General features: G+C 60.8%; 18 protein-coding genes, 1 tRNA gene and 1 pseudogene. 12 read left to right on the top strand and 8 right to left on the bottom strand.

Annotated elements, in window-relative coordinates; translation table 11 throughout:
• Positions 1 to 45: 45 nt before the first annotated feature.
• From MSIL_RS01345 to MSIL_RS01335, 3 genes and pseudogenes are all read left to right on the top strand, one after another.
• Complete coding sequence (locus tag MSIL_RS01345) at positions 46 to 360, top strand: hypothetical protein (protein WP_012589310.1); 315 nt, start codon at positions 46 to 48, stop codon at positions 358 to 360.
• 68 nt (positions 361 to 428) lie between these two features.
• Positions 429 to 1,463: a ligase-associated DNA damage response exonuclease gene (locus MSIL_RS01340; protein WP_012589309.1), complete on the top strand. Its 1,035-nt coding sequence runs from the start codon at positions 429 to 431 to the stop codon at positions 1,461 to 1,463.
• Positions 1,460 to 3,146, top strand: a pseudogene (locus MSIL_RS01335) (cisplatin damage response ATP-dependent DNA ligase). The gene MSIL_RS01340 and the pseudogene MSIL_RS01335 overlap by 4 nt, the downstream one beginning before the upstream one ends.
• 477 nt (positions 3,147 to 3,623) lie before the next feature.
• Here the strand turns inward: MSIL_RS01335 and MSIL_RS01330 are convergent.
• Positions 3,624 to 3,929, bottom strand: a complete 306-nt coding sequence (locus MSIL_RS01330) for a hypothetical protein (protein WP_012589308.1) — start codon at positions 3,927 to 3,929, stop codon at positions 3,624 to 3,626.
• 491 nt (positions 3,930 to 4,420) lie between these two features.
• Between MSIL_RS01330 and MSIL_RS01325 the strand changes: the two genes are divergently transcribed.
• Positions 4,421 to 5,047, top strand: a complete 627-nt coding sequence (locus tag MSIL_RS01325) for a class I SAM-dependent methyltransferase (protein ID WP_012589307.1) — start codon at positions 4,421 to 4,423, stop codon at positions 5,045 to 5,047.
• A gap of 44 nt (positions 5,048 to 5,091) precedes the next feature.
• Here the strand turns inward: MSIL_RS01325 and MSIL_RS01320 are convergent, their stop codons facing one another.
• Positions 5,092 to 5,886: a TOBE domain-containing protein gene (locus tag MSIL_RS01320; protein ID WP_012589306.1), complete on the bottom strand. Its 795-nt coding sequence runs from the start codon at positions 5,884 to 5,886 to the stop codon at positions 5,092 to 5,094.
• Between the two features lie 617 nt (positions 5,887 to 6,503).
• Here MSIL_RS01320 and MSIL_RS01315 point away from each other — a divergent pair.
• The 8 genes from MSIL_RS01315 to MSIL_RS01280 all read left to right on the top strand — a co-directional run bounded on the left by MSIL_RS01315 (position 6,504) and on the right by MSIL_RS01280 (position 13,157).
• Positions 6,504 to 7,199, top strand: coding sequence for a response regulator transcription factor (locus tag MSIL_RS01315; protein ID WP_012589305.1), 696 nt, complete (start codon positions 6,504 to 6,506; stop codon positions 7,197 to 7,199).
• 55 nt (positions 7,200 to 7,254) lie between these two features.
• Positions 7,255 to 9,090, top strand: a complete 1,836-nt coding sequence (locus MSIL_RS01310; protein WP_012589304.1) for a sensor histidine kinase — start codon at positions 7,255 to 7,257, stop codon at positions 9,088 to 9,090.
• A complete protein-coding gene (locus tag MSIL_RS01305; RefSeq protein ID WP_012589303.1) occupies positions 9,072 to 9,632 on the top strand; it encodes an HPr kinase/phosphorylase in 561 nt (186 codons plus the stop codon). The genes MSIL_RS01310 and MSIL_RS01305 overlap by 19 nt, the downstream gene beginning before the upstream one ends.
• Positions 9,633 to 9,973: 341 nt before the next feature.
• A complete protein-coding gene (locus tag MSIL_RS01300; RefSeq protein WP_012589302.1) occupies positions 9,974 to 10,375 on the top strand; it encodes a PTS sugar transporter subunit IIA in 402 nt (133 codons plus the stop codon).
• Positions 10,372 to 10,707: an HPr family phosphocarrier protein gene (locus MSIL_RS01295; RefSeq protein ID WP_012589301.1), complete on the top strand. Its 336-nt coding sequence runs from the start codon at positions 10,372 to 10,374 to the stop codon at positions 10,705 to 10,707. The genes MSIL_RS01300 and MSIL_RS01295 overlap by 4 nt, the downstream gene beginning before the upstream one ends.
• A 129-nt stretch (positions 10,708 to 10,836) precedes the next feature.
• Positions 10,837 to 11,631 (top strand): HesA/MoeB/ThiF family protein, encoded by a 795-nt coding sequence (locus tag MSIL_RS01290; protein ID WP_012589300.1) that lies wholly within the window; start codon positions 10,837 to 10,839, stop codon positions 11,629 to 11,631.
• 109 nt (positions 11,632 to 11,740) lie between these two features.
• Positions 11,741 to 11,814 (top strand) — tRNA-Gln (locus tag MSIL_RS01285).
• Positions 11,815 to 12,119: 305 nt separating this feature from the next.
• Positions 12,120 to 13,157 (top strand): alpha/beta fold hydrolase, encoded by a 1,038-nt coding sequence (locus tag MSIL_RS01280; RefSeq protein ID WP_012589299.1) that lies wholly within the window; start codon positions 12,120 to 12,122, stop codon positions 13,155 to 13,157.
• Positions 13,158 to 13,868: 711 nt separating this feature from the next.
• Here MSIL_RS01280 and MSIL_RS01275 read toward each other — a convergent pair.
• The 6 genes from MSIL_RS01275 to MSIL_RS01255 form a co-directional block, all read right to left on the bottom strand.
• Positions 13,869 to 14,729, bottom strand: a complete 861-nt coding sequence (locus MSIL_RS01275) for a peptidoglycan-binding domain-containing protein (protein WP_012589298.1) — start codon at positions 14,727 to 14,729, stop codon at positions 13,869 to 13,871.
• A gap of 713 nt (positions 14,730 to 15,442) precedes the next feature.
• Positions 15,443 to 16,024 (bottom strand): hypothetical protein, encoded by a 582-nt coding sequence (locus tag MSIL_RS01270; RefSeq protein WP_012589297.1) that lies wholly within the window; start codon positions 16,022 to 16,024, stop codon positions 15,443 to 15,445.
• Between the two features lie 137 nt (positions 16,025 to 16,161).
• A complete protein-coding gene (locus MSIL_RS21140) occupies positions 16,162 to 16,470 on the bottom strand; it encodes a hypothetical protein (RefSeq protein ID WP_148212991.1) in 309 nt (102 codons plus the stop codon).
• Positions 16,471 to 16,565: 95 nt separating this feature from the next.
• Positions 16,566 to 16,739 (bottom strand): DUF1328 domain-containing protein, encoded by a 174-nt coding sequence (locus MSIL_RS20480; RefSeq protein ID WP_012589295.1) that lies wholly within the window; start codon positions 16,737 to 16,739, stop codon positions 16,566 to 16,568.
• 116 nt (positions 16,740 to 16,855) lie between these two features.
• The gene (locus MSIL_RS01260; protein ID WP_012589294.1) at positions 16,856 to 17,803 is read right to left on the bottom strand and encodes a quinoprotein relay system zinc metallohydrolase 2; all 948 of its coding nucleotides are present in this window, start codon (positions 17,801 to 17,803) and stop codon (positions 16,856 to 16,858) included.
• Positions 17,804 to 17,882: 79 nt separating this feature from the next.
• Complete coding sequence (locus tag MSIL_RS01255; RefSeq protein WP_012589293.1) at positions 17,883 to 19,319, bottom strand: short-chain fatty acid transporter; 1,437 nt, start codon at positions 19,317 to 19,319, stop codon at positions 17,883 to 17,885.
• Positions 19,320 to 19,329: the final 10 nt, after the last annotated feature.

The following is a 19,329-nucleotide window of genomic DNA, read 5'->3' as shown; positions in this document are numbered from 1 at the left end:
AGGTTCACATCAACGGATGTGCTGAGGCGGACGGGAGACGGGCTAATGATGAATTCACGCAAAAAGATCGGAATGCAGGCGCTCAAGGTCACCATGGCTAGCGTCGCAGTATCCTGCCTTGGCGTGGCTGTCTTTGCCGCTCCGATGACGATGACGCCAAAGACCAAGATCGCGTCGAACGGCGCCGTGATCGAGCACAGAAGCGCTTATGTTCCGGGCTATAGCCCGCTCGCGGCGGGTCCGGCGTTGCAGCTTGGACGCGCGACCGCAGGCGAAGAAGAAGATTGCGTCCGCGTGACGCGGATGGTTGGACCCGACGGCCGCATTTATGTGAGCCGCGGCCTTGTCTGCGCCAACTAAGAGTTTCAGTCCGGCGCAAGCCGCCGGCATAGCTTGCTGACGCATGGTCTCTTCCCCATCTCGGGATCATGGCGTCAGCTCATTTCCTCTCCCTTTCGCCCGCTGGCGTTTATTGCGCAGCGGGCGATTTTTTTATTGATCCGCTACGGCCCGTCCCCCGCGCCCTGATCACTCACGGACATTCGGACCACGCCCGGCCGGGTCATGGCGAAGTCCTCGCTACGCGCGAAACGCTGGCGATCATGGCGATCCGGCTCGGGCCCGGTTTTGCCGGCCAGACGCAGGCGATCGGTTACGGAGAACATCTCCGACTGGGATCGATAGACGTGAGCTTCCATCCGGCCGGCCACGTCATCGGATCGGCGCAAATCAGAATATCGGATGGCAGGACGATCGTCGTCGCCTCGGGCGACTACAAGCGCGAGGCCGACCCAACCTGCGCCGGCTTCGAGCCGATCGCCTGCGACGTCTTCATCACCGAGGCGACCTTCGGACTGCCTGTGTTTCGGCATTCGCGCACGGCGGATGAAATCGCCAGGCTGCTCGCCTCGCAACAGCTGTTTCCGGATCGCCCCCATCTCGTCGGGGCCTATGCGCTCGGCAAGGCGCAGCGGGTCATCGCTTTGCTGCGCGGGGCCGGCTACGACCGCCCGATCTATCTGCATGGCGCGATGGAAAAGCTCTGCGCCTTCTATGCACAGGAGGGCGTCGAGCTTGGCGATCTGCGGCTCGTCGCCGCCAATGATCGCGCCAAGCTCGCCGGCGAGATCGTGATCTGCCCGCCGGGGGCCTTGCAGGATCTCTGGTCGCGCAAATTTCCCGATCCCGTCGCCGCCTTCGCCTCGGGCTGGATGCGAGTGCGCGCGCGGGCGCGACAGCGCGGCGTCGAGCTGCCGCTCGTTATTTCCGACCACGCCGATTGGGACGGGCTGACGCAAACCATCGTCGAGACGGGATGCGAAAAAGTGCTCGTCACCCATGGCGAGGCGGACGCCCTTGTCCATTGGGCGCGCGGCCAGGGAATTGAGGCGGAGCCTCTGCATCTGCTCGGCTATGGCGATGAAGAATCGGATGGCGTCGTCCCCGCGGAGACCGAGGCTTGAATCATTTCGCCGAGCTGCTCGATCGCCTCGCCTTCGAATCGTCCCGCCTCGGCAAATTGCGGCTGATGAGCGATTTTTTCCGTCGCACGCCTGATCCCGAGCGCGGCTATGCGCTGGCGGCTCTGACCGGCGCGCTCTCGTTCCAGCACGCGAAGGCGGGCCTCATCCGCGGGCTGATCACCGACCGCGTCGATCCCGTGCTGTTCGAATTGTCTTATGATTTCGTCGGCGATCTGTCGGAGACTGTCGCTCTGCTGTGGCCGGCGCCGCCCGACGATCCTTCGGCCGGAAATGGCGCGCCGCTCCTGCTCTCCGACGTCGTCCGCGGCTTGAGCGCGACCGGCAAAATCGATCTTGCACGAAACCTGGCCGGCTGGCTCGATTCGCTGGATGAAACCGGCCGCTGGGCGCTGTTGAAGCTGATTACCGGGTCGCTGCGGGTCGGCGTGTCGGCGCGGCTCGCCAAAACCGCGCTGGCCGAGGTCGGCGGCAAGACGCCCAATGACATCGAGGAAGTCTGGCACGGGCTCGCCCCGCCCTATATCGATCTTTTCGCCTGGCTCGAGGGACGCGAAGCCCGCCCCGACTCCTCCGACCCTGCGCCCTTCTCTCCGGCGATGCTGGCCCACGCCATCGAAGCCAAGGATTTCGACGAACTGCCGCCCTCCGATTTTTCGGCCGAATGGAAATGGGACGGCATCAGGGTGCAGGCTGCGAGCGGCGTCGCCGCGAATGGGCGGCGCATAACGCGGCTGTTTTCGCGCACGGGAGAGAATGTTTCCGGCGCGTTTCCGGACCTCACGGACTGCATGGCCGCGCTTCCGTTCGAAAACTTCTCGCTCGACGGCGAGCTTCTGATCCTGCGTGAGGGGAAGGTCCAGCCGTTCAGCGTGTTGCAGCAACGGCTGAACCGCAAAACGACTTCAGCGAAACTGCTCGCCGATTTTCCCGCCCATATCCGCGCCTATGATCTGATGCGGCAGGACGGCGAGGATCTGCGCGCCCTGCCCTTCGCCGAGCGGCGCGGCCGGCTCGAATCCTTCGTTGCGCAGGCGTCCTGCGAGCGCCTGGACCTCTCGCCGCTGGTCTCCTTCGCGTCTTGGGCCGAGCTCGCGGAGGCGCGGCGAAGCCCCGCCGCCTTTCGGCGCCGGAGCCGACGCAGAAGCCATCGAAGGCTTGATGCTGAAGCGCAGAGACTCGATCTATGTCCCCGGACGGCCGAAGGGCCTCTGGTACAAATGGAAGCGCGATCCATTCACCGTCGACGCCGTGCTGATGTACGCCCAGCGCGGCCACGGCAAGCGCTCCTCCTATTATTCGGACTTCACCTTCGGCGTCTGGCGCGACGACGATGAGGGCGCCCAGCTCGTGCCTGTCGGCAAGGCCTATTTCGGCTTTACCGACGCGGAGCTGCGCGAGCTTGACCGCTATGTTCGCAACAATACTGCGAACCGCTTTGGGCCGGTCCGAGAAATCATTCACAGTGAAAGTCAGGGGCTGGTGCTCGAAATCGCCTTCGAGGGGCTCAATCGATCGAGCCGCCATAAATCGGGCGTCGCCATGCGATTTCCCCGCATCGCGCGAATCCGTTGGGACAAGCCGGCGCGCGAAGCCGATCACATCGAGAACCTGACGGCTTTGCTGAAGGAAACCGGCCGGATGGGCGATAAAACATCCGTCTGACGGTCATCGATAATTACGACTGACGATGTTTGTGATTTGACAGAAGGCGTCGACCGCCACAATCCTGCCATATTCTGGCGGCGGCCGAGCGATGGGATTTCGGCGGCGCCTTGGGGGACCAGGCCATGGACCGAAGAGCGTTGTTGAAATCCACTCTGACCTCTGCCGCGCTCTTAGCCTTTGCGAGCGGCGCCGCGAGCGCGCTCACAAGGGTTGCCCCGCCGAACGCCATTTCGGCGGCGGCGGATGATTCAAATGTCCAGTCCGTCTGGTGGCGTCGGCATTGGCATCGTCGGCATTGGAGGCGCTGGCGGCGTTGGTGAAATCACATCTTCGTTCCTGCAAAATCGCGGACCGTGATCAAGGGTTAAGCCGCCGCCATGAAAGCCCGGCAAGTCAGATGAATCTGGATTGAACCAATCCAGATTCGTCGCCCGGGCTCGCAACGCAGAATGCGTTCTGGCCCCGCTAAAGGCCTCAGTTCGCCTTCGCTGTCTGCTGGAGGATCGCCTGAAAGCTTTCGAAGGGAATGCGGTAGTGGCCGCGCCCGCCCGCAAGCGCCTGGAAATAGTTCGGCGCCGTACGGCAGAGATGATGAAACCACGCCTGAGCGCTCGTATCGACGGGACGATTGTCGATGGTGTTGACCGTTCCATCCGGGAAAAAACGGACATTGACGATGACGTCTCCGAGGGTTTTCAACGCCTGGCCGGCTTCCACTTCTTCCGGCGAATGAATTTTTTCGGCCGTGTTCACGCTTTGAGAATCAAGATCCAGAGACATTATTTTCTCCCGCTGGAGCATGAGGCCGAAAACCTGGGCTTTCGATGCGGTCATGCGTTAAAATTGAAGCTTGGGAGCGGGATGGATCTTCCCGCCCATCGAAGTCCGAAGGCGGCTCGCAGCGCAATATTATATATTCGATTTATATTTAAGATTTGAGCTGCTCCGTCCCGCCCCTCGCATCGATGAAAGATGCGAACCGTCGCATCGCTTTAACAAAATGACTCATCCGTAACGCTCCCGCTTTGATGTCAAACAAATTTGTGAATGTCCTAGTTTTGGGGAGCGAATTGGGGCGCCTTCGCAGCCTAAACGGCCGAAGGAGGCTTATTTTATATAGACGGACTATATGTATTTGCGGCCCAACTTCGGCCTCAGATTCGCCGCCCATTCCCCGGACCTTGCCGCTTCTCGCTGCGCCTGCCCGCGATTGCAAATATCGCGCGCCCGGTTACTTATCGCCGATCGACAGCAAGCAGCCCGGCTCTCCCATGAATCTCGACCCAAAGGAACTCGAAGACGCCGGGCGCCTGACGGTGAAACATTATGACGATTCAGCAGAAAGCTTTTGGGAAGGCACGCGCGACCACGACGTGCGCCAGAATATCGCGGCGCTGCTGGATCATATCGCGGGCGAACCACCGTTCACCCTGCTCGACTTTGGCTGCGGACCCGGCCGGGACCTGAAGACTTTTTCGGATCTCGGCCACAGAGCGATCGGGCTCGACGGCTCCGAAAAATTCGCCGCCATGGCGCGCGCACACAGCGGCTGCGAGGTCTGGAAGCAGGACTTCCTGAAGCTCGATCTACCCATCGAGCATTTCGACGGGATTTTCGCGAACGCCACGCTGTTTCACGCGCCGGCTCAAGAATTGCCGCGCGTGCTCGGACAATTATGCGCCTGCCTTAAAGCCGGGGGAGTCCTGTTCGCCTCAAATCCGCGCGGCGGCAATGAGGAAGGCTGGAGCCGCGGCCGCTACGGCGCCTACCACGATCTTGCCGCCTGGCGCGGCTTTGCGACCTTGGCAGGATTTGTCGAATTGGCCCACTACTATCGTCCGGAAGGCCTGCCGCGCGAGAAACAGCCCTGGCTCGCAACCGTCTGGAGGAAAGCCTAGGCCCGCTTCGCGACCCTCCTCTTCCCCAAGAGGTCGCCGCCAACTCAATCTGTGGCGAGAATGACATGCGAGGCGTTGAAGATCGCCTCGAGCCTGTCGCCCTCCGTAATCGCAAGATCGTCGGATGATACGCGCGGCGCTACGGCGATGAGAATCTTGCCATCGCCGATATCGAGCTCGATTTCGCTGTTCGCCACGCCGTTGATCCGCCGCGCGACCCGACCCTCAAGCCGGTTGCGGCCTGCGGCGATTGCCGTCTCGCCCGGCGGCGCGAGCATGACGAAAGAGGATTTTACCAATGCGACGGCGCTCCGCCCGGGCGCAAGCCGCAGAGTTTCGGCGGCGCCCCGCGTAATGATGGCGGATATGTTATTGGCCTCCGAGACCTGCAAAGTCACATTTGCGTCGACGGGATCGAGATCGATGCGGACGACTTTGCAACGGAAGGCGTTCCGGGCGCTGATTTTGACCGAAAGCCCCCAAAGCAGGAGATCGTCGAAATTGTCGAGGCCTTCGGCGGCAATCGCGTTCGAGATGCGGAGCAGCTTTTCCTCAAGTCTGCGAAAGGCCGAGATGAGCTTGCGGCCCTCCTCCGTGACTTCGGCGGCGCGGCCGCGCCTGCCGCCCGCGCGTGTGACGAAGGCTGGCTGAGGCAGCAGATTATTGATGGCCTGGACGGCGTCCCATGCCGCCTTGTAGCTGAAGCCCGCAACTTTCGCCGCTTGCGTCATGCTGCCATGCTCGATGACCGCTTCGAGCAGCGCGATACGGTCGCGGCCGACAAGCGTTCGCCCATCGCTTCGCAAGCTGAGCAGAGCGTCGAGTTGTTCGACCGGCATGACTCTAATCTCTTATAAAAGCTGCGGCGCGGCCGTGAGGCTACGCGCGCGCCCCTGCCGCCGCAAATTTTGCGCCTGCGCGTCCGAACGCTCTTCTCCGGACCGATCGCCGCATCATTCGCTCATGGGTTGAAATCGGCGATAACATGGCCCGAAACTGTTCGATTGGTTGTCCTGCCTTATTTCGGCCGCGCATTTTGCCTGTTATGCACCGTTAGCCTTGGCAAAAGAACTCCGAGTCATGAGCTTTGATAACCGCCGAGAAACATCAATCGAGAAGATGGCCGGCCAAGTCGAATGATGACAATCTAGGCAATAGCCCGTATGGTGATAACTGGAGTCTTTCCGATGTTGTCCCGGTCTAGCGCCCGCCAAACGGGAAAACTCGGCAGAAGCCGCAATGTGGTCGCTCTTTATCGAGAATTATTGCGCCGCAAAAACTGGCGCTATGGGACTCGACTTCCGCTTGTCTGCTCGCTCATCTTAAATTCCTGCGGGCAACGCTTGCTCTCAACCGGCGGACATCCGCCCCGCGCCGAAAAACGCGTTGAACGAAGACCGCGCATTGCCGGCCGCGACGCCGGAAAATGCCCTGGAGTTCGAAGTTAGGACCCTCCATGCCCGTGATCGCGCTGGTCGACGACGACCGCAACATTCTGACGTCCGTCTCCATCGCCCTCGAAGGCGAAGGCTATCGCGTCCAGACCTATACTGACGGCTCGACCGCGCTGGACGGGCTGAAGAGCGACCCCCCCGATCTCGCCATCTTCGACATCAAGATGCCGCGCATGGACGGGATGGAGCTGCTGCGGCGGCTGCGCCAGAAATCCGACCTTCCGGTGATTTTCCTGACCTCGAAGGACGAGGAAATCGACGAGTTGTTCGGCCTCAAGATGGGCGCCGATGATTTTATCCGAAAACCTTTTTCGCAAAGGCTGCTGGTCGAGCGCGTCAAAGCCATCCTGCGCCGCGCCAATCCAAAGGACGCCGCCTCGCAAAAAGAGGCCGACGCCAAAATCCTGGAGCGCGGGCTGCTCAAGATGGATCCCGAGCGCCACGCCTGCACCTGGAAAGACGATCCCGTCACTTTGACCGTCACCGAATTCCTGATCCTGCAGGCGCTCGCCACCCGCCCCGGCGTCGTCAAGAGCCGCAACGCGCTGATGGATGCGGCCTATGACGACCAAGTCTATGTCGATGACCGCACAATCGACAGCCATATCAAGCGGCTGCGCAAGAAATTCAAAGCCGTAGATGATGATTTCGAGATGATTGAAACATTATATGGCGTCGGCTATCGCTTCAAGGAATAGTAAACGGCTTGATTGATGCGCTCATCCGGGATGCGCTTTCTTGGGGGAAGAAGCGATGACCCTTGAATTGCAGCAGGACGTCGAGTTCGAGCGAAAACGGGACGCGGCTGTGCGCGCAAAGCGCATGCGCCGCAGCATCTCCGCCCGGATGCGCGGCCTTCTGCGCGCCGTTGGCTCGCGTTTTTCTTCCTCGCTGACGCGCCGCATCGTCGTCTTGAACCTTGGCGGCCTGGTCGCGCTGCTGGTCGGCTTCCTTTACCTCAATCAGTTCCGCGAGGGGCTGATCGACGCGCGCGTGCAAAGCCTGCAGACCCAGGCCGAAATCATCGCCGCCGCCGTCGCCGCCTCGGCCACGGCGGACAATGAGTCGATCACCATCGATCCGGAAAAGCTGCTTCAGCTCGCGCCCGGCGAAAGCTACGGGCTGTCCGAGGATACGGCGCCCTCGCTGGAATTCTCGATCAATCCGGAGCGGGTCGGGCCGGTTCTGCGCCGGCTCGCCTCGCCGACGCGCACCCGGGCCCGGATCTACGACCGCGACGGCTATCTGCTGCTCGATTCGCGCTCGCTCGCCAGCCGCGCCAATATTCTGCGTTTCGACCTACCGCCCCCTTCCGCCAGCGACGAAGCCTCGTTCTTCGAGCGCCTTTGGGGCAAGGTCAAATCCATGATCTGGCGCTCGGATCTGCCGACCTATGGGGAAAACGGCGTCGACAATGGCAAGGTCTACCCCGAGGTGACGCATGCGCTCGGAGGCGGCGTGCAGTCGATCGCCCGGCTCAACGCCAAGGGCGAGACGATCGTCTCCGTCGCCGCGCCGATCCAGCGCTTCCACACCGTGCGCGGCGCCGTGCTGCTCTCGACCGAAGGCGGCGACATCGACAAGATCATCGCCTCCGAACGCTGGGCGATCGTCCGGATCTTCCTCGTCTCCGCGATCATCATGTTTTTGCTGTCGCTATTTATCGCCGGCGCCATCGCCGAGCCGATCCGCCACCTCGCGGAGGCCGCCGAACGCGTGCGCCGGGGGACCAAATTACGTCGCGAAATCCCGGATTTCACCGATCGCGCCGATGAGATCGGCCATCTCTCCGGCGCGCTGCGCGACATGACCCAGGCGCTCTACAACCGGATCGAGGCGATCGAAAGCTTCGCCGCCGACGTCGCGCATGAACTCAAAAATCCGCTGACGTCGCTGCGCAGCGCGGTCGAGACCCTGCCGAATGTCAAGAAGCCGGAATCGCAGGCGCGTCTGCTTGCGGTCATCCAGCACGACGTCAAGCGGCTCGACCGGCTGATCAGCGATATTTCTGACGCCTCCCGCCTCGACGCCGAGCTTGCCCGCGCCGACATGGATATTGTCGACCTCGAGAAGGTGATGAATACCGTCACCACCGTCGCCAATCAGGTCAAGGCCGAGTCGAACGTCCATATCAGCCTGACCGTGGCGCGCGGCTGTCACCACGACATCCGCAAGAGCGCCTTCCGCGTGCTCGGCCATGATTCGCGGCTTGGCCAGGTGTTCAACAATCTGATCGACAATGCGCGCTCCTTTTCCTGCGACGGCGGCTGGGTGCGCGTGCATATGCGGCCCGCCGAGGATTGCTCCTCCGACGACGGCCAGTGGCGCGACGGCTTCGAGATCACAGTCGACGACGACGGCCCGGGCATTCCGGCTGACGCCTTCGAGCGGATTTTCGAGCGGTTTTACACGGATCGGCCGTGCCAGGGTTTTGGCCAGAACTCGGGGCTTGGCCTCTCAATCTCGCGCCAGATCATCGAAGCGCATGGCGGCCGCATTTCGGCGCGCAATCGCATGGGATCGGTCACCGAGGACGATGACGCGCCCGTGCTTGGCGCAAGGCTCACCATATGGCTGCCGCGCGCCTGAGCCCGGCCACGGAGCCCCGCGAAGCACTAAACATCCACGCCAGCGCCATCGTCATTCAGGAAGCCGGCGTTTTGATCCGCGGCGCTTCGGGCGCGGGCAAGAGTTCGCTGGCGCTGGCGTTGATCCAGACGGCCGCCAATGCCGGCCTGTTCGCCCGTCTCGTCGGGGACGACAGGATCGAAGTCAGCGCCCGTCACGGCCGGCTCATCGCGCGAGGCCACAAGGCGATCCTTGGACGGATCGAGCAACGCGGCGTCGGCATTCTCGAACGACCTTACTTAAGCGCCGCCGTCATCCGGCTCATCGTCGATCTCGTCCCGCCGGACGAGGCGCCCCGCCTCCCCGATGCAGCGCGCGGTCTTGGGGCCGAACCGAAAACGCTGGAGCCTTGCGTTTGCGACGACTGGGACTTTCGCAGCCTGGAGCAAATCGCGATCTTGGGCGTCCGCCTTCCCCGCGTCAGGCTGCCGGATCACGCCTCCGCCGCCGACCTCGCGCTCGCCATTCTGCAACGGTTTCGCTGCGTGCGAAGCGGCGACTGAAACATTTTTGACAGGGTGCCGAACAAAATCACGAAATCGCGCGCAGGATGATTCATTTCACTTGCCAAGCCGGACGCAACGCACAAAATGAGCCGCCTACGCCAAGGCGAGGCGCTCGGTTGGCCCGCGCCGCGCCGCGCGGCGTGTGGAGACTTTCTTTAGAAATCAGGAACATATACCTGATCGTTGTCATCTCGGAACTGTCGGTTCGATGGAATCTCCGGATCGTCCTTTGGCGCTCCGGCCAGAGCGAGCGAACAGCGCGTGGTCCTTCCCTTGACGAATGCTTTCCCTGCAAGCGCTGATTATCGACAAAGGTCCGGCATGAACGGGAGCTTCCGTTGATCGGAATGGTCCTCGTGACGCATGGGCATCTCGCGACCGCGTTCCGTGCGGCGCTGGAGCATGTCGTCGGCCCGCAGAAACAGATCTCGACCATTTCAATCGGACCTGACGACGATATCGAGCAGAGACGCAAGGAGATCGTCGAGGCCGTCGAAGACGTCGATAGCGGCTTCGGCGTCGTCGTTCTCACCGATATGTTCGGGGGAACCCCCTCCAACCTCGCGATTTCGGTCATGAACGGGGCCCATGTCGAGGTCGTCGCCGGCATCAATCTGCCCATGCTGATCAAACTCGCCTCGGTGCGGGAAACCTCCAGCCTTGAGCAGGCGGTGATCCAGGCGCAGGATGCCGGAAGGAAGTATATTTACGTCGCAAGCCGCGTGTTGAGCGGCAAATGAGCGACGACGAACCCGACCCCTGCGACTGCGACAATTCCGCCGGATTCACGCCGCCAGACGGCGCGCTGGTGCGCGAGCTGAGGATTGTCAACCGCAAGGGGCTGCATGCGCGGGCGACCGCCAAATTCGTCCGCTGCGCCGATAGTTTCGACGCCGAAATTCTGGTCGGCCGCTGCGGCGATATGGTGGGAGGCGGATCGATCATGGGCATTCTCACTCTCGGCGCTGGGCTTGGCTCGACGATCCTTGTGGCGGCGACTGGCCGCCAGGCGCAGGAAGCGATCGAGGCCATTACCGAGCTTGTGGCGAACCGGTTCGGCGAGGACGAGTAGATCCCGCGCGGCGAGCAGATGGCGCGTCGTAATATGACTCCACGATTCCCATATTCGTCGGGCAAGCCGGATTTGAAGCGAGAGAGCTTCCCCGTCATTGAGCGTAAATCGAGCTGGAGGCGCGAGGCTTTGAGCCAGCCTGTTCTTTCACCGGAAGAAATTGAGCGTTACGCGCGTCATATCGTGCTGCGCGGCGTCGGCGGCCCCGGCCAGCAGAAGCTGCGCGCAGCGCGCGTCCTCGTCATCGGCGCCGGAGGACTTGGCGCCCCGCTGCTGCAATATCTCGCCGCGGCGGGCGTCGGGACGATCGGCGTCGTCGACGACGACCATGTCTCGCTGTCAAACCTGCAGCGTCAGGTGCTGCATCGAACGGAAGACGTCGGCCGCGCCAAGGTCGACAGCGCAGCGGACGCAATCGCTCGGCTCAATCCGCATGTCGAGGTGAAGCTGCACGCTTTGCGGCTGAAGGAGGCGAATGCCCGCGCGCTCGTCGCCGGCTATGACGTCATCGCCGACGGCTCAGATAATTTCGCGACGCGCTATAGCGTCTCCGACGCCTGCTTCTACGAACGCAGGCCGCTTGTCACCGCGGCGGTCGGCGCCTTCGACGGATCGCTGACCGTGTTGAAGCCCTATGAAACAGGTCCAAACGGCGAGCCAAACCCAAGCTATCGCTGCATTTTTCCGCAAGCGCCGCCGTCGCGGCTCGCGCCGAATTGCGCAGACATTGGCGTGCTTGGCGCGCTGACCGGCATGCTCGGCGCGATGATGGCGCTTGAGGTCATTCGCGAAATCGTCGGCTTTGGCGAGAATCTTGTCGGCCGGCTGGTGCTGATCGATGCGCTCGACATGCGCTTCGAAACCGTACGCTACCGCTGGGATCCGGACAACCCGCTGAACGGCGAGAAGTCCGCCGCCTCATAGCTCTCCCGGCTCCCGGCCGGATCAGCGTTGACAGAGCCAATCCGACGAACTAGATGACGACGGCGCTCGCCGCCCAGCCGCCGCAAGAATTGCGGCTCGCTGGCCTTGGTGGGGGATAGTTCAACGGTAGAACTGCGGACTCTGACTCCGTCAATCTTGGTTCGAATCCAGGTCCCCCAGCCACAATAACCCGTTGATTTAAGTATATTATTTCTTTGTCGCCGGCGCTTGCCGCGGGGGTCGCTGCTCGGCGCGCGACGGCCAAAGCAGCAGCGCAAGCATGGCGCCTGCGCCAATGGTGGGGACAGCCGCCAATCCTCCTGGCGAGCCGATCAAGCGCCATCGGATCTCTTCTCACAATTTCTCCAGATTATTGTATAAATCTGAATTTCTTGGAAGAGTTGCTTTCCTTGGGCCGCCTATCATAACCAAACTATTTAGCTAAAGCCAAACTTAGCTCAACAAAATAAATAGAGGGGGGCAGGAAAATGAAAACCTCAGGCTATTTGTGCGCCGTCGCGTTTGCGGTTTCTTTAATTTCGCATGCCGCACCGGGTCGCGCCAATGATGACGACTGGCGGCATCATCAAAGCAACAAGCCCCTGCAATTAAGGGAGCAGGGCACCTTCTACGTCGGAGGACAAATAGAGTTTCGAACCCCCAACTCAAGCAGCACGACGCCGGATCCGAGATCGCTTCCTGGCAATATCGCCGTCAACCAAATGTACGTCGAATATCAAATTCCCTGGGACAGGAAATACAAATATCCCATCGTCTTCATGCATGGCGGCGGCCATACCGGAGAGTTTTTCCGAACGACCCCAGACGGACGCGAAGGCTGGTTTACAAGCTTCACGCGTCGTGGCTTCGCAGTGTACGCTGTCGACGCGCCCAATCGTGGACGCACGGGCTGGAATCCGACGAATCGATTTGCCGTAAGTCAAGGACTTGAGCCGCCCTCGGCGCTTGAGTTCGCAAACATGTATTCGGAGCAGTCGGCGTGGACGGCATTCCGGTGGGGGCCAACATTCGGCGTGCCTTATCCCAACACACAGTTCCCCCTCAGTTATGTGAATCAATACCTGAATCAGATTCAGCCCGCCTATCGCGATCCTCCACAAAACACATACATCCAAAATGACTTGGAAGCTCTGATCGACAAGATTGGACCCTGTATTCTCCTTGGTTGGTCAACGGGCACAGGAAATGTGATGGTCGCGGCAAGCAAGCGGCCTGGCGTCGCCAAAGGCGTTATCGGACTCGAAGTGTTCCCCCCGGCAGCCGGCAACGCGCCCGTGCTGAGCGAAATGGCGAAAATACCATTTCTCGGCATCATTGGTGACAACACATCTCCGACCGACGGGCAAGCCTATACACAAAGTCTCGTTAAGCTTGGCGGCGACGCAAAGACCATCTACCTCCCCAACGTCGGGCTTCGCGGCAACGGACATACGATGGCGATCGAGAAAAACAATGAAGCGATTGCCGATCTGATACAGGCCTGGATTGATCGTCACGTGCGATAAGGTTCGCGGCGAACAAAAATACGGAGCCGGTTCTGCGCGCCGGCTCGTTTTTCTTGGCCAAATTGCTCGGCCCCGCCGACCTCTCGAAAACTGGCGCCCCGCCGCAGTCGCGACGCTGTGAGACGCAATCCTTTGCGGCGGCTTCACGCTCTTGTCAGGCGGCTTTTGCCGTTTTGGCTGCTAAAGCCATGCAAAGAAGCAATGAGAGGGACGCGAATGCATAAGCTTATGGTTGGTCTGATGACTCTGGCGCTCGGTTTTGCGGTGCTGCCGCCCGAGCAGGCGTCGGCGCAGGGCTGGCATCACCGTGGCTGGCACCATAGCGGCTGGCATGGTCACAGAGGCGGATGGGGCGGTCACCGTCGCTGCAGGACTCATTGGGTGAATGGCCGTCGAATCACCCGCTGCTGGTAAGGCTGCGACATCCCCGGCGTTTTCACTTTCTCGTTTTGAGGGAATTATTGCTTTACTCCACTTGAGAGATAAGCATAATTCTCAATTACCAGCGGGTGGATACCCTGGTAAGCAGCGCCCAACAGCTGCATCTCAACAGGCTCGATTTTGGCTCCGATCGAGCTAAGCTCTCGCAACGTAGAAGGGGACCAGACCTCCGGCTGGCTCCCCTCCATTTTTTGTGCGTGTGCTTCGCCGGATGCGATTTCTGTCGCTGCGTGGATCGACAGGAAATAATGATTTGCCGAGGAACAAGGACTATCCGAGTTTAATTAAAACCCAAGCATAGCTTGTTGAGTATCCCAAAGATGGGTTTGTATTATTTTTCAAAGTCTGGATAGCGACTTTCTCAATAATTGTCGCTATCGGAAGCAATTTTAGCACAAACACTTCCTCCCCGGCGAAGGTTATCCGACAGCCGGTTTGAGAGATTCTGCTAATCTCGTCTATCTCATTCATGCCGTTCGGCTGTTGTGTATCTTTGCGATTATAAAGCGGCGAAGACCGCATGCAGATGTCGCTGACGCTATTGTCCTCAAGTCCCGGCCCCGTCTCCGATTTATACGTGAGCTTTCGCAGCGGCCCGCCGTCGTGGTCGCAATAGAGAGGATTGCAGGAATAGTCTTCAAAACCCAGATAGTCCGTCTCATACGTGCCGTAGATGTTGATCATCTTGCCAAAGCGGTTGGGATTTTTCGGCGTCAGAAGATGGATCTGAACCTGAAGCGGGTGGCATTTCGAATGATCGTGCGGCTCGCCCAAAAGATTTGTGCAGACGAATTGACTAGGCGGCGTTTTCTCGAACTCCTTCATGTCCTGGTCGAGCCAGGCGATGGTGCGCTTGCCGACAATCGCATCCGGCTTCGTCTGACGAAGTTCCGTATTGAGAATATTTCGAGGCGGCCCTTTGTATTTCAGCACGGCGCGCGACGTCGAAGGACCGTAAAATTCCCGGGTGATTTCGTTCGCCTCAATCAAGCCCGCGCCCAAAATCGTCAAAGCTTGCTGGATCAAGGCGACGTGTTGGCCCCGATCTCCTTCCAATACGTGAAACGGATCCGCGACGAGGCAGCTCTGTAATCGGTCATTGCGTTTGAAGTGTTCGGATTCGAGCGGCATGCAGCGCTCCAAAAACTTTTGCGCCCGGTAGTAAAACTATTGATCGCTTATTAAAGCCTCGCAAGCGGCGCCTTAGCGCACATCGTTTGAAGCGCACAGGCTACGATGCGGACGCGCTCCATACGTCGGGGCGCGAGCGATCCAGCCGCACCTTGGCGCGCTCGGACGAATTGCAATGTCGGGTATAAATCGCAACTCCTCCCAAAGATGGCTGGACTCTTCGCGGATAAGTTGAAACATTCTGATAATAGAAAGTTTTGCGCGAAATTTGTCTGGCATATGCGAAATGCGTGGTAGGTCTTAATGGTCATGCCATGAAGGAAGCTGCATGACGGCGGCGGCGGCGGCGTCAACGCCGCGCCGAGACTAAGCTTCCTAGAAAAACTATCGGCGATGTAGAAGGGCTCCGCATCCGCCGCAACTGACACAGCCAAGGTATTGCTTGGTTGTTTTTTTTCGCTGCATCCCTCCCTCCGTGCTATCTTAAGGTTGAGGGATGCAAGCAGCGGCTTGTCGTGGTGGATGCCGACTGATTTGCATTCTTCGGCAGGAAGGCGGGAGTTGGGCGACTAGCTCCCGCCCGGCGGGCCGGTCCGGCGTCCTCTAGCTCCCGGACGCAAACCGCCGGCGAATGCTGCGACGTATCGGCTGGATGCTGCGTCGTTTGCAAACGCGGAAGCGTAGTTGGGCGAAACCCGTTTTCAGATCGCCGCTCAAGGCGACGCCTGCCGGCACTTCAGTTCCTGCGCGAGCAACCATTCCGGGCCGAACATGTGGGGATCGACGCCCCGCTTCGGCAGGACCGAGGCGTCGGCTGGCGGATTGGTCATATAGACCAGCTCCCATTTGATCCCATCCGTCTCGGGATTCGTGCGCGACACAAAGCGGGCCGACTCGAAATCGGACTTTGACGGATAACCATTTTTGACCGGGGGCGCGCCCAGCACAACGACCAATTTGATGCGCTTGAGTTCGTCGGGCTTTAGTTGTTTGAGAATATGCAACACGTCGTAGCCGCCACCCGAGAAACCGTAGATTCCGGCGTATGACGAATCGCCTCGCAACTTCAAAACGGCCTGCACGGTCTGCGGATTTTTGTCCCGATCGCCGTCCTTCAGCGGATCGCCCGAAACGTCGAGCACGTCCCCGTCGTATCCCCTGCACGTCGCATAGTCTTTCGCGGCCTTTTCATGCAACGCCCCGTCGGGATAGGCGACATTGTCGCCCTTCTCATTGGGATATGTCGGCTTTTTGGCGCTATTGCCCCGCAAGATCAGCATCTTCGGATTGGGCATCCATCGTCTCTTGGTGTGGAACGGTCCGGTTACCTGAAGCTCCCTCGCCTCGGGGAAATCAGGTTACCTCCACACGGCAAATTGCTCAGGTGCGCTGGCGCACGCAACGCGCGTCCGCGATCTTGGCAGATCGCTCTTCATTGTTGTTGGGGTCTAGGATGAATACGAAGCCAGGCTCGCGCTTCGGGTCCTTGCACCCGTCCCGCATAGACCTCGTCCGCCCAGCGGCTTTGACCGCTATAGGTCGTTGTTTGCGTCGAGGTTTGGGTCGAGGTGTTGGTGGACGTATTTGTCGCCGTATTTCCAGAACTCGTATTTCCGCGTTCGGCGCCCGCCGCATAGGCCGCGGTTGATATCCCTATGGCGACGAGGGCGGCGGCGACACAAATGTTGAGCGGGTAGCGTTGGCGCATTTTGGTTTCTTGATTGCTGTCTGAATGCCGCATCACCGTAGCCCAGTCTACGCCGCAACCCTCGTCAGAGCAAACCAGGCGCAGGCGGACGCCACAGGATCCGCCTTTGCCCACGAAAAGTCGCTCGCCTACACGCGCCGGATCATGCTGGCGATGAGGGAAATGACGAAGAGGACGATCGCGACCCAGAACAGGATTTTCGCCGCCTCGACGGCCGTGCCCGCGACGCCGCCGAAACCAAACACCGCCGCAATAATGGCAACGACCAGGAATACGACGGCGTAATACATAAGATTGCCCATATCGAAACTCCGCGTTGTAGGCGCTGGCGACGCCGACTGGCGCAAAAACGCCGCTACGCTTCAAACTGGCGGCTGGGGCGTTTGGTTCCGGCGGACGCTGGAGCACGGCCTCGAATTCAGCGCCATTCAAGCTCCTTATAGGCGGCGATGACGTTACGGCCGTTGTAGTCGTCGAACAAGGTCCAACGACCCCTTTCGTCCTGCGCTACGCTGGCGGACGCTTTTTCGATCTCGACGCCCGCCTCGATGGCCTTCTCGACGCCGCGCTGCAAGGTGGTCAAATAGCGTTCGATATCCGCCGCGCCCGCCGGCCATGCAATGGCGACCGGCCCATGACCCGGAACCGCTCGGGGGGCGCCGATTTGCTTCAGGCCCTGCAGTTCTTTCAGCCAGCCCGGCAGCGAGCCGTCGAGAGAGGGCATGCGCTGGACGAAGACGAGGTCCGCCGTGAGCAACAGCCCCGTCTTGCGGTCGATCAGGCTGAGATCGGACGTGGTGTGCGCGACCCCATGCGCATGAGCGGCGATAATCCGGTCGCCGAGATCGAACTCCGCCGCATCCTGCACCTCGAGCGTCGGCTGAACGATTGTTCCGGACCGATCCTCGCCGACGATATCGGCCAGCACGCCGCGATAATAGTCGCCGCGCTGGCGCATCGCCTCGCCCAGCGCATGATGGCCGACGAAAACAGGCTGGTCCTCCAGGAAGGCGGCCGCGCCAAAAATATGGTCGGGATGAATATGACTCATCACGACATATTTGATCGGGAGCTTCGTCTTCTCGCGAATGGTCGCCCTCAGGCTTTGCCCGTCGATGAGGCTCCCGCCCGGATCGACGACGAGCACGCCATCGCGGCCGATGATGAAGCCTATATTGGCGATCGCGTCCTCATTGGCGGCGGTCGCGTCCTGATCGACGCCGCGGCGGATGTGAACGCCCTCGGCGACCTCCTCCGTCGCGAAGGGCGCGACGGCTGCGAAGGCGCGCCGCGCCGTTGCGGGCAGACAGCAGAGGCAAAAGCTGCCGGCAAGCAGCTTCCGGCGCGTCAACACGCTGAGTTTCAAGCCGCGCTCCTCCCAGACAAGCCGCTCTTTCGGCGACTTCCTTCGATTATCGCGCGCGGCGCCCTCAGTCAAAGCGCCTTCAAGGGATCACGGGCGGCGTATAAACGAGGGTGAGGCCGAGCGCCCAAAGCAAGAACAGCACGATCGGCAAATGAAAAGCGAGCTGCAGCGCCGTGAAGCCGACAATGTCGCGCGCCTTGACGCCAAGCACGCCGAGCAAGGGCAGCATGAAGAACGGATTGATCAAATTCGGCAAGGCTTCCGCCGCATTATAGACCTGCACCGCCCAGCCGAGATGCACTTTGAGTTCGTTGGCGGCCTGCATGACATAGGGCGCCTCAAGCACCCATTTGCCGCCGCCGGAGGGAATGAAGAAGCCGAGCGCCGCGGAATAGAGGCCCATCACGACGGGAAAGCTTTCACGCGTATTGATGCTGGAAAAGAACTCGGCGAGCCGGAGAGCGAGCGAATGTCCCTCCGGCGTCATCGCCGTCATGATCGCGGTGACGCCGCCATAGAGCGGAAACTGGATCAATATGCCGACGGTCGCGGGAACCGCTTTCGCCGTGGCGTTGAGGAAGCTGCGCGGGCGCCAATGCAGCAAGAGACCCAGCATCAACAGGCCGAAATTATAGGTGTTGAGATTGGAGATCGCCAGGATCCAGTTCTTCGCAGCGAATTCCTGAATGAGCCAGCCGCCGGCGAGCGCGGCGAGCAACAGCGTGATCGCCGGGCTATATTCCAAATATTCGCCGGGACGCTCGCGCGGACGCAAGGGCGGGGTCCTTGTCGCGGCGTCGATTCCCATCATCGACGCCGTCACCGCCCGCGAGGGCGAAGGCGCGGACCAGTAGGCGATCAGCGTCGAGACGACCGTCAGGACGGCCAGCATCGCCATCGATTGCCAAAGGAAGATCGTCTGCGTGAATGGGATGACGCCAGTAATCTCAATGAGGGCCTTCGGCATCGCGCCGGCGTTCGCCTGCAGCTGTGCGGCCGAGGAGCTCACGCCAAGAGCCCAGGTGCAGCCGAGCCCCATATAGGCGGCGGCGCCCGCCGCGCGATAATCCATCTTCAGGTCTTCGCGCTCGGCGATGGCGCGCGCGAGCAGTCCGCCGAAGACGAGGCTCAGCGCCCAGTTGATCAGCGAAAGCGCCATGGTGACGATCGCGATGAAGGCGACCGCGCCGCGTCCGCTGCGCGGCAGAGCGGCGATGCGGTCGATGAGGCGCGCGACCGGCGGCGAGCTCGCGATGACGTAACCACTGATCACCACCATGACCTGCTGCATGGTGAAGGGAATGAGGCTCCAGAAGCCGTCGCCGAAGCTTTTGGTCACAACCGCGGCCGACGCGCCATTGACGAGCGCCGCCACGGCCACGACGACCACGGCCGCCGCGGCAAAGATAAAGGCGTCAGGGAACCAATGTTCCGACCAGGCCGCAAAGCGCAGGGCGATGCGGGCGAGCAGATTTTCCCCTTCTGCGCGCGGCTTTGCGCCCGCCTCAAAACTCATGCCTTCCCCC

It is taken from the genome of Methylocella silvestris BL2, from assembly GCF_000021745.1.
Lineage (GTDB): Bacteria > Pseudomonadota > Alphaproteobacteria > Rhizobiales > Beijerinckiaceae > Methylocapsa > Methylocapsa silvestris.
This window is presented reverse-complemented; position numbering and strand designations above follow the sequence as displayed.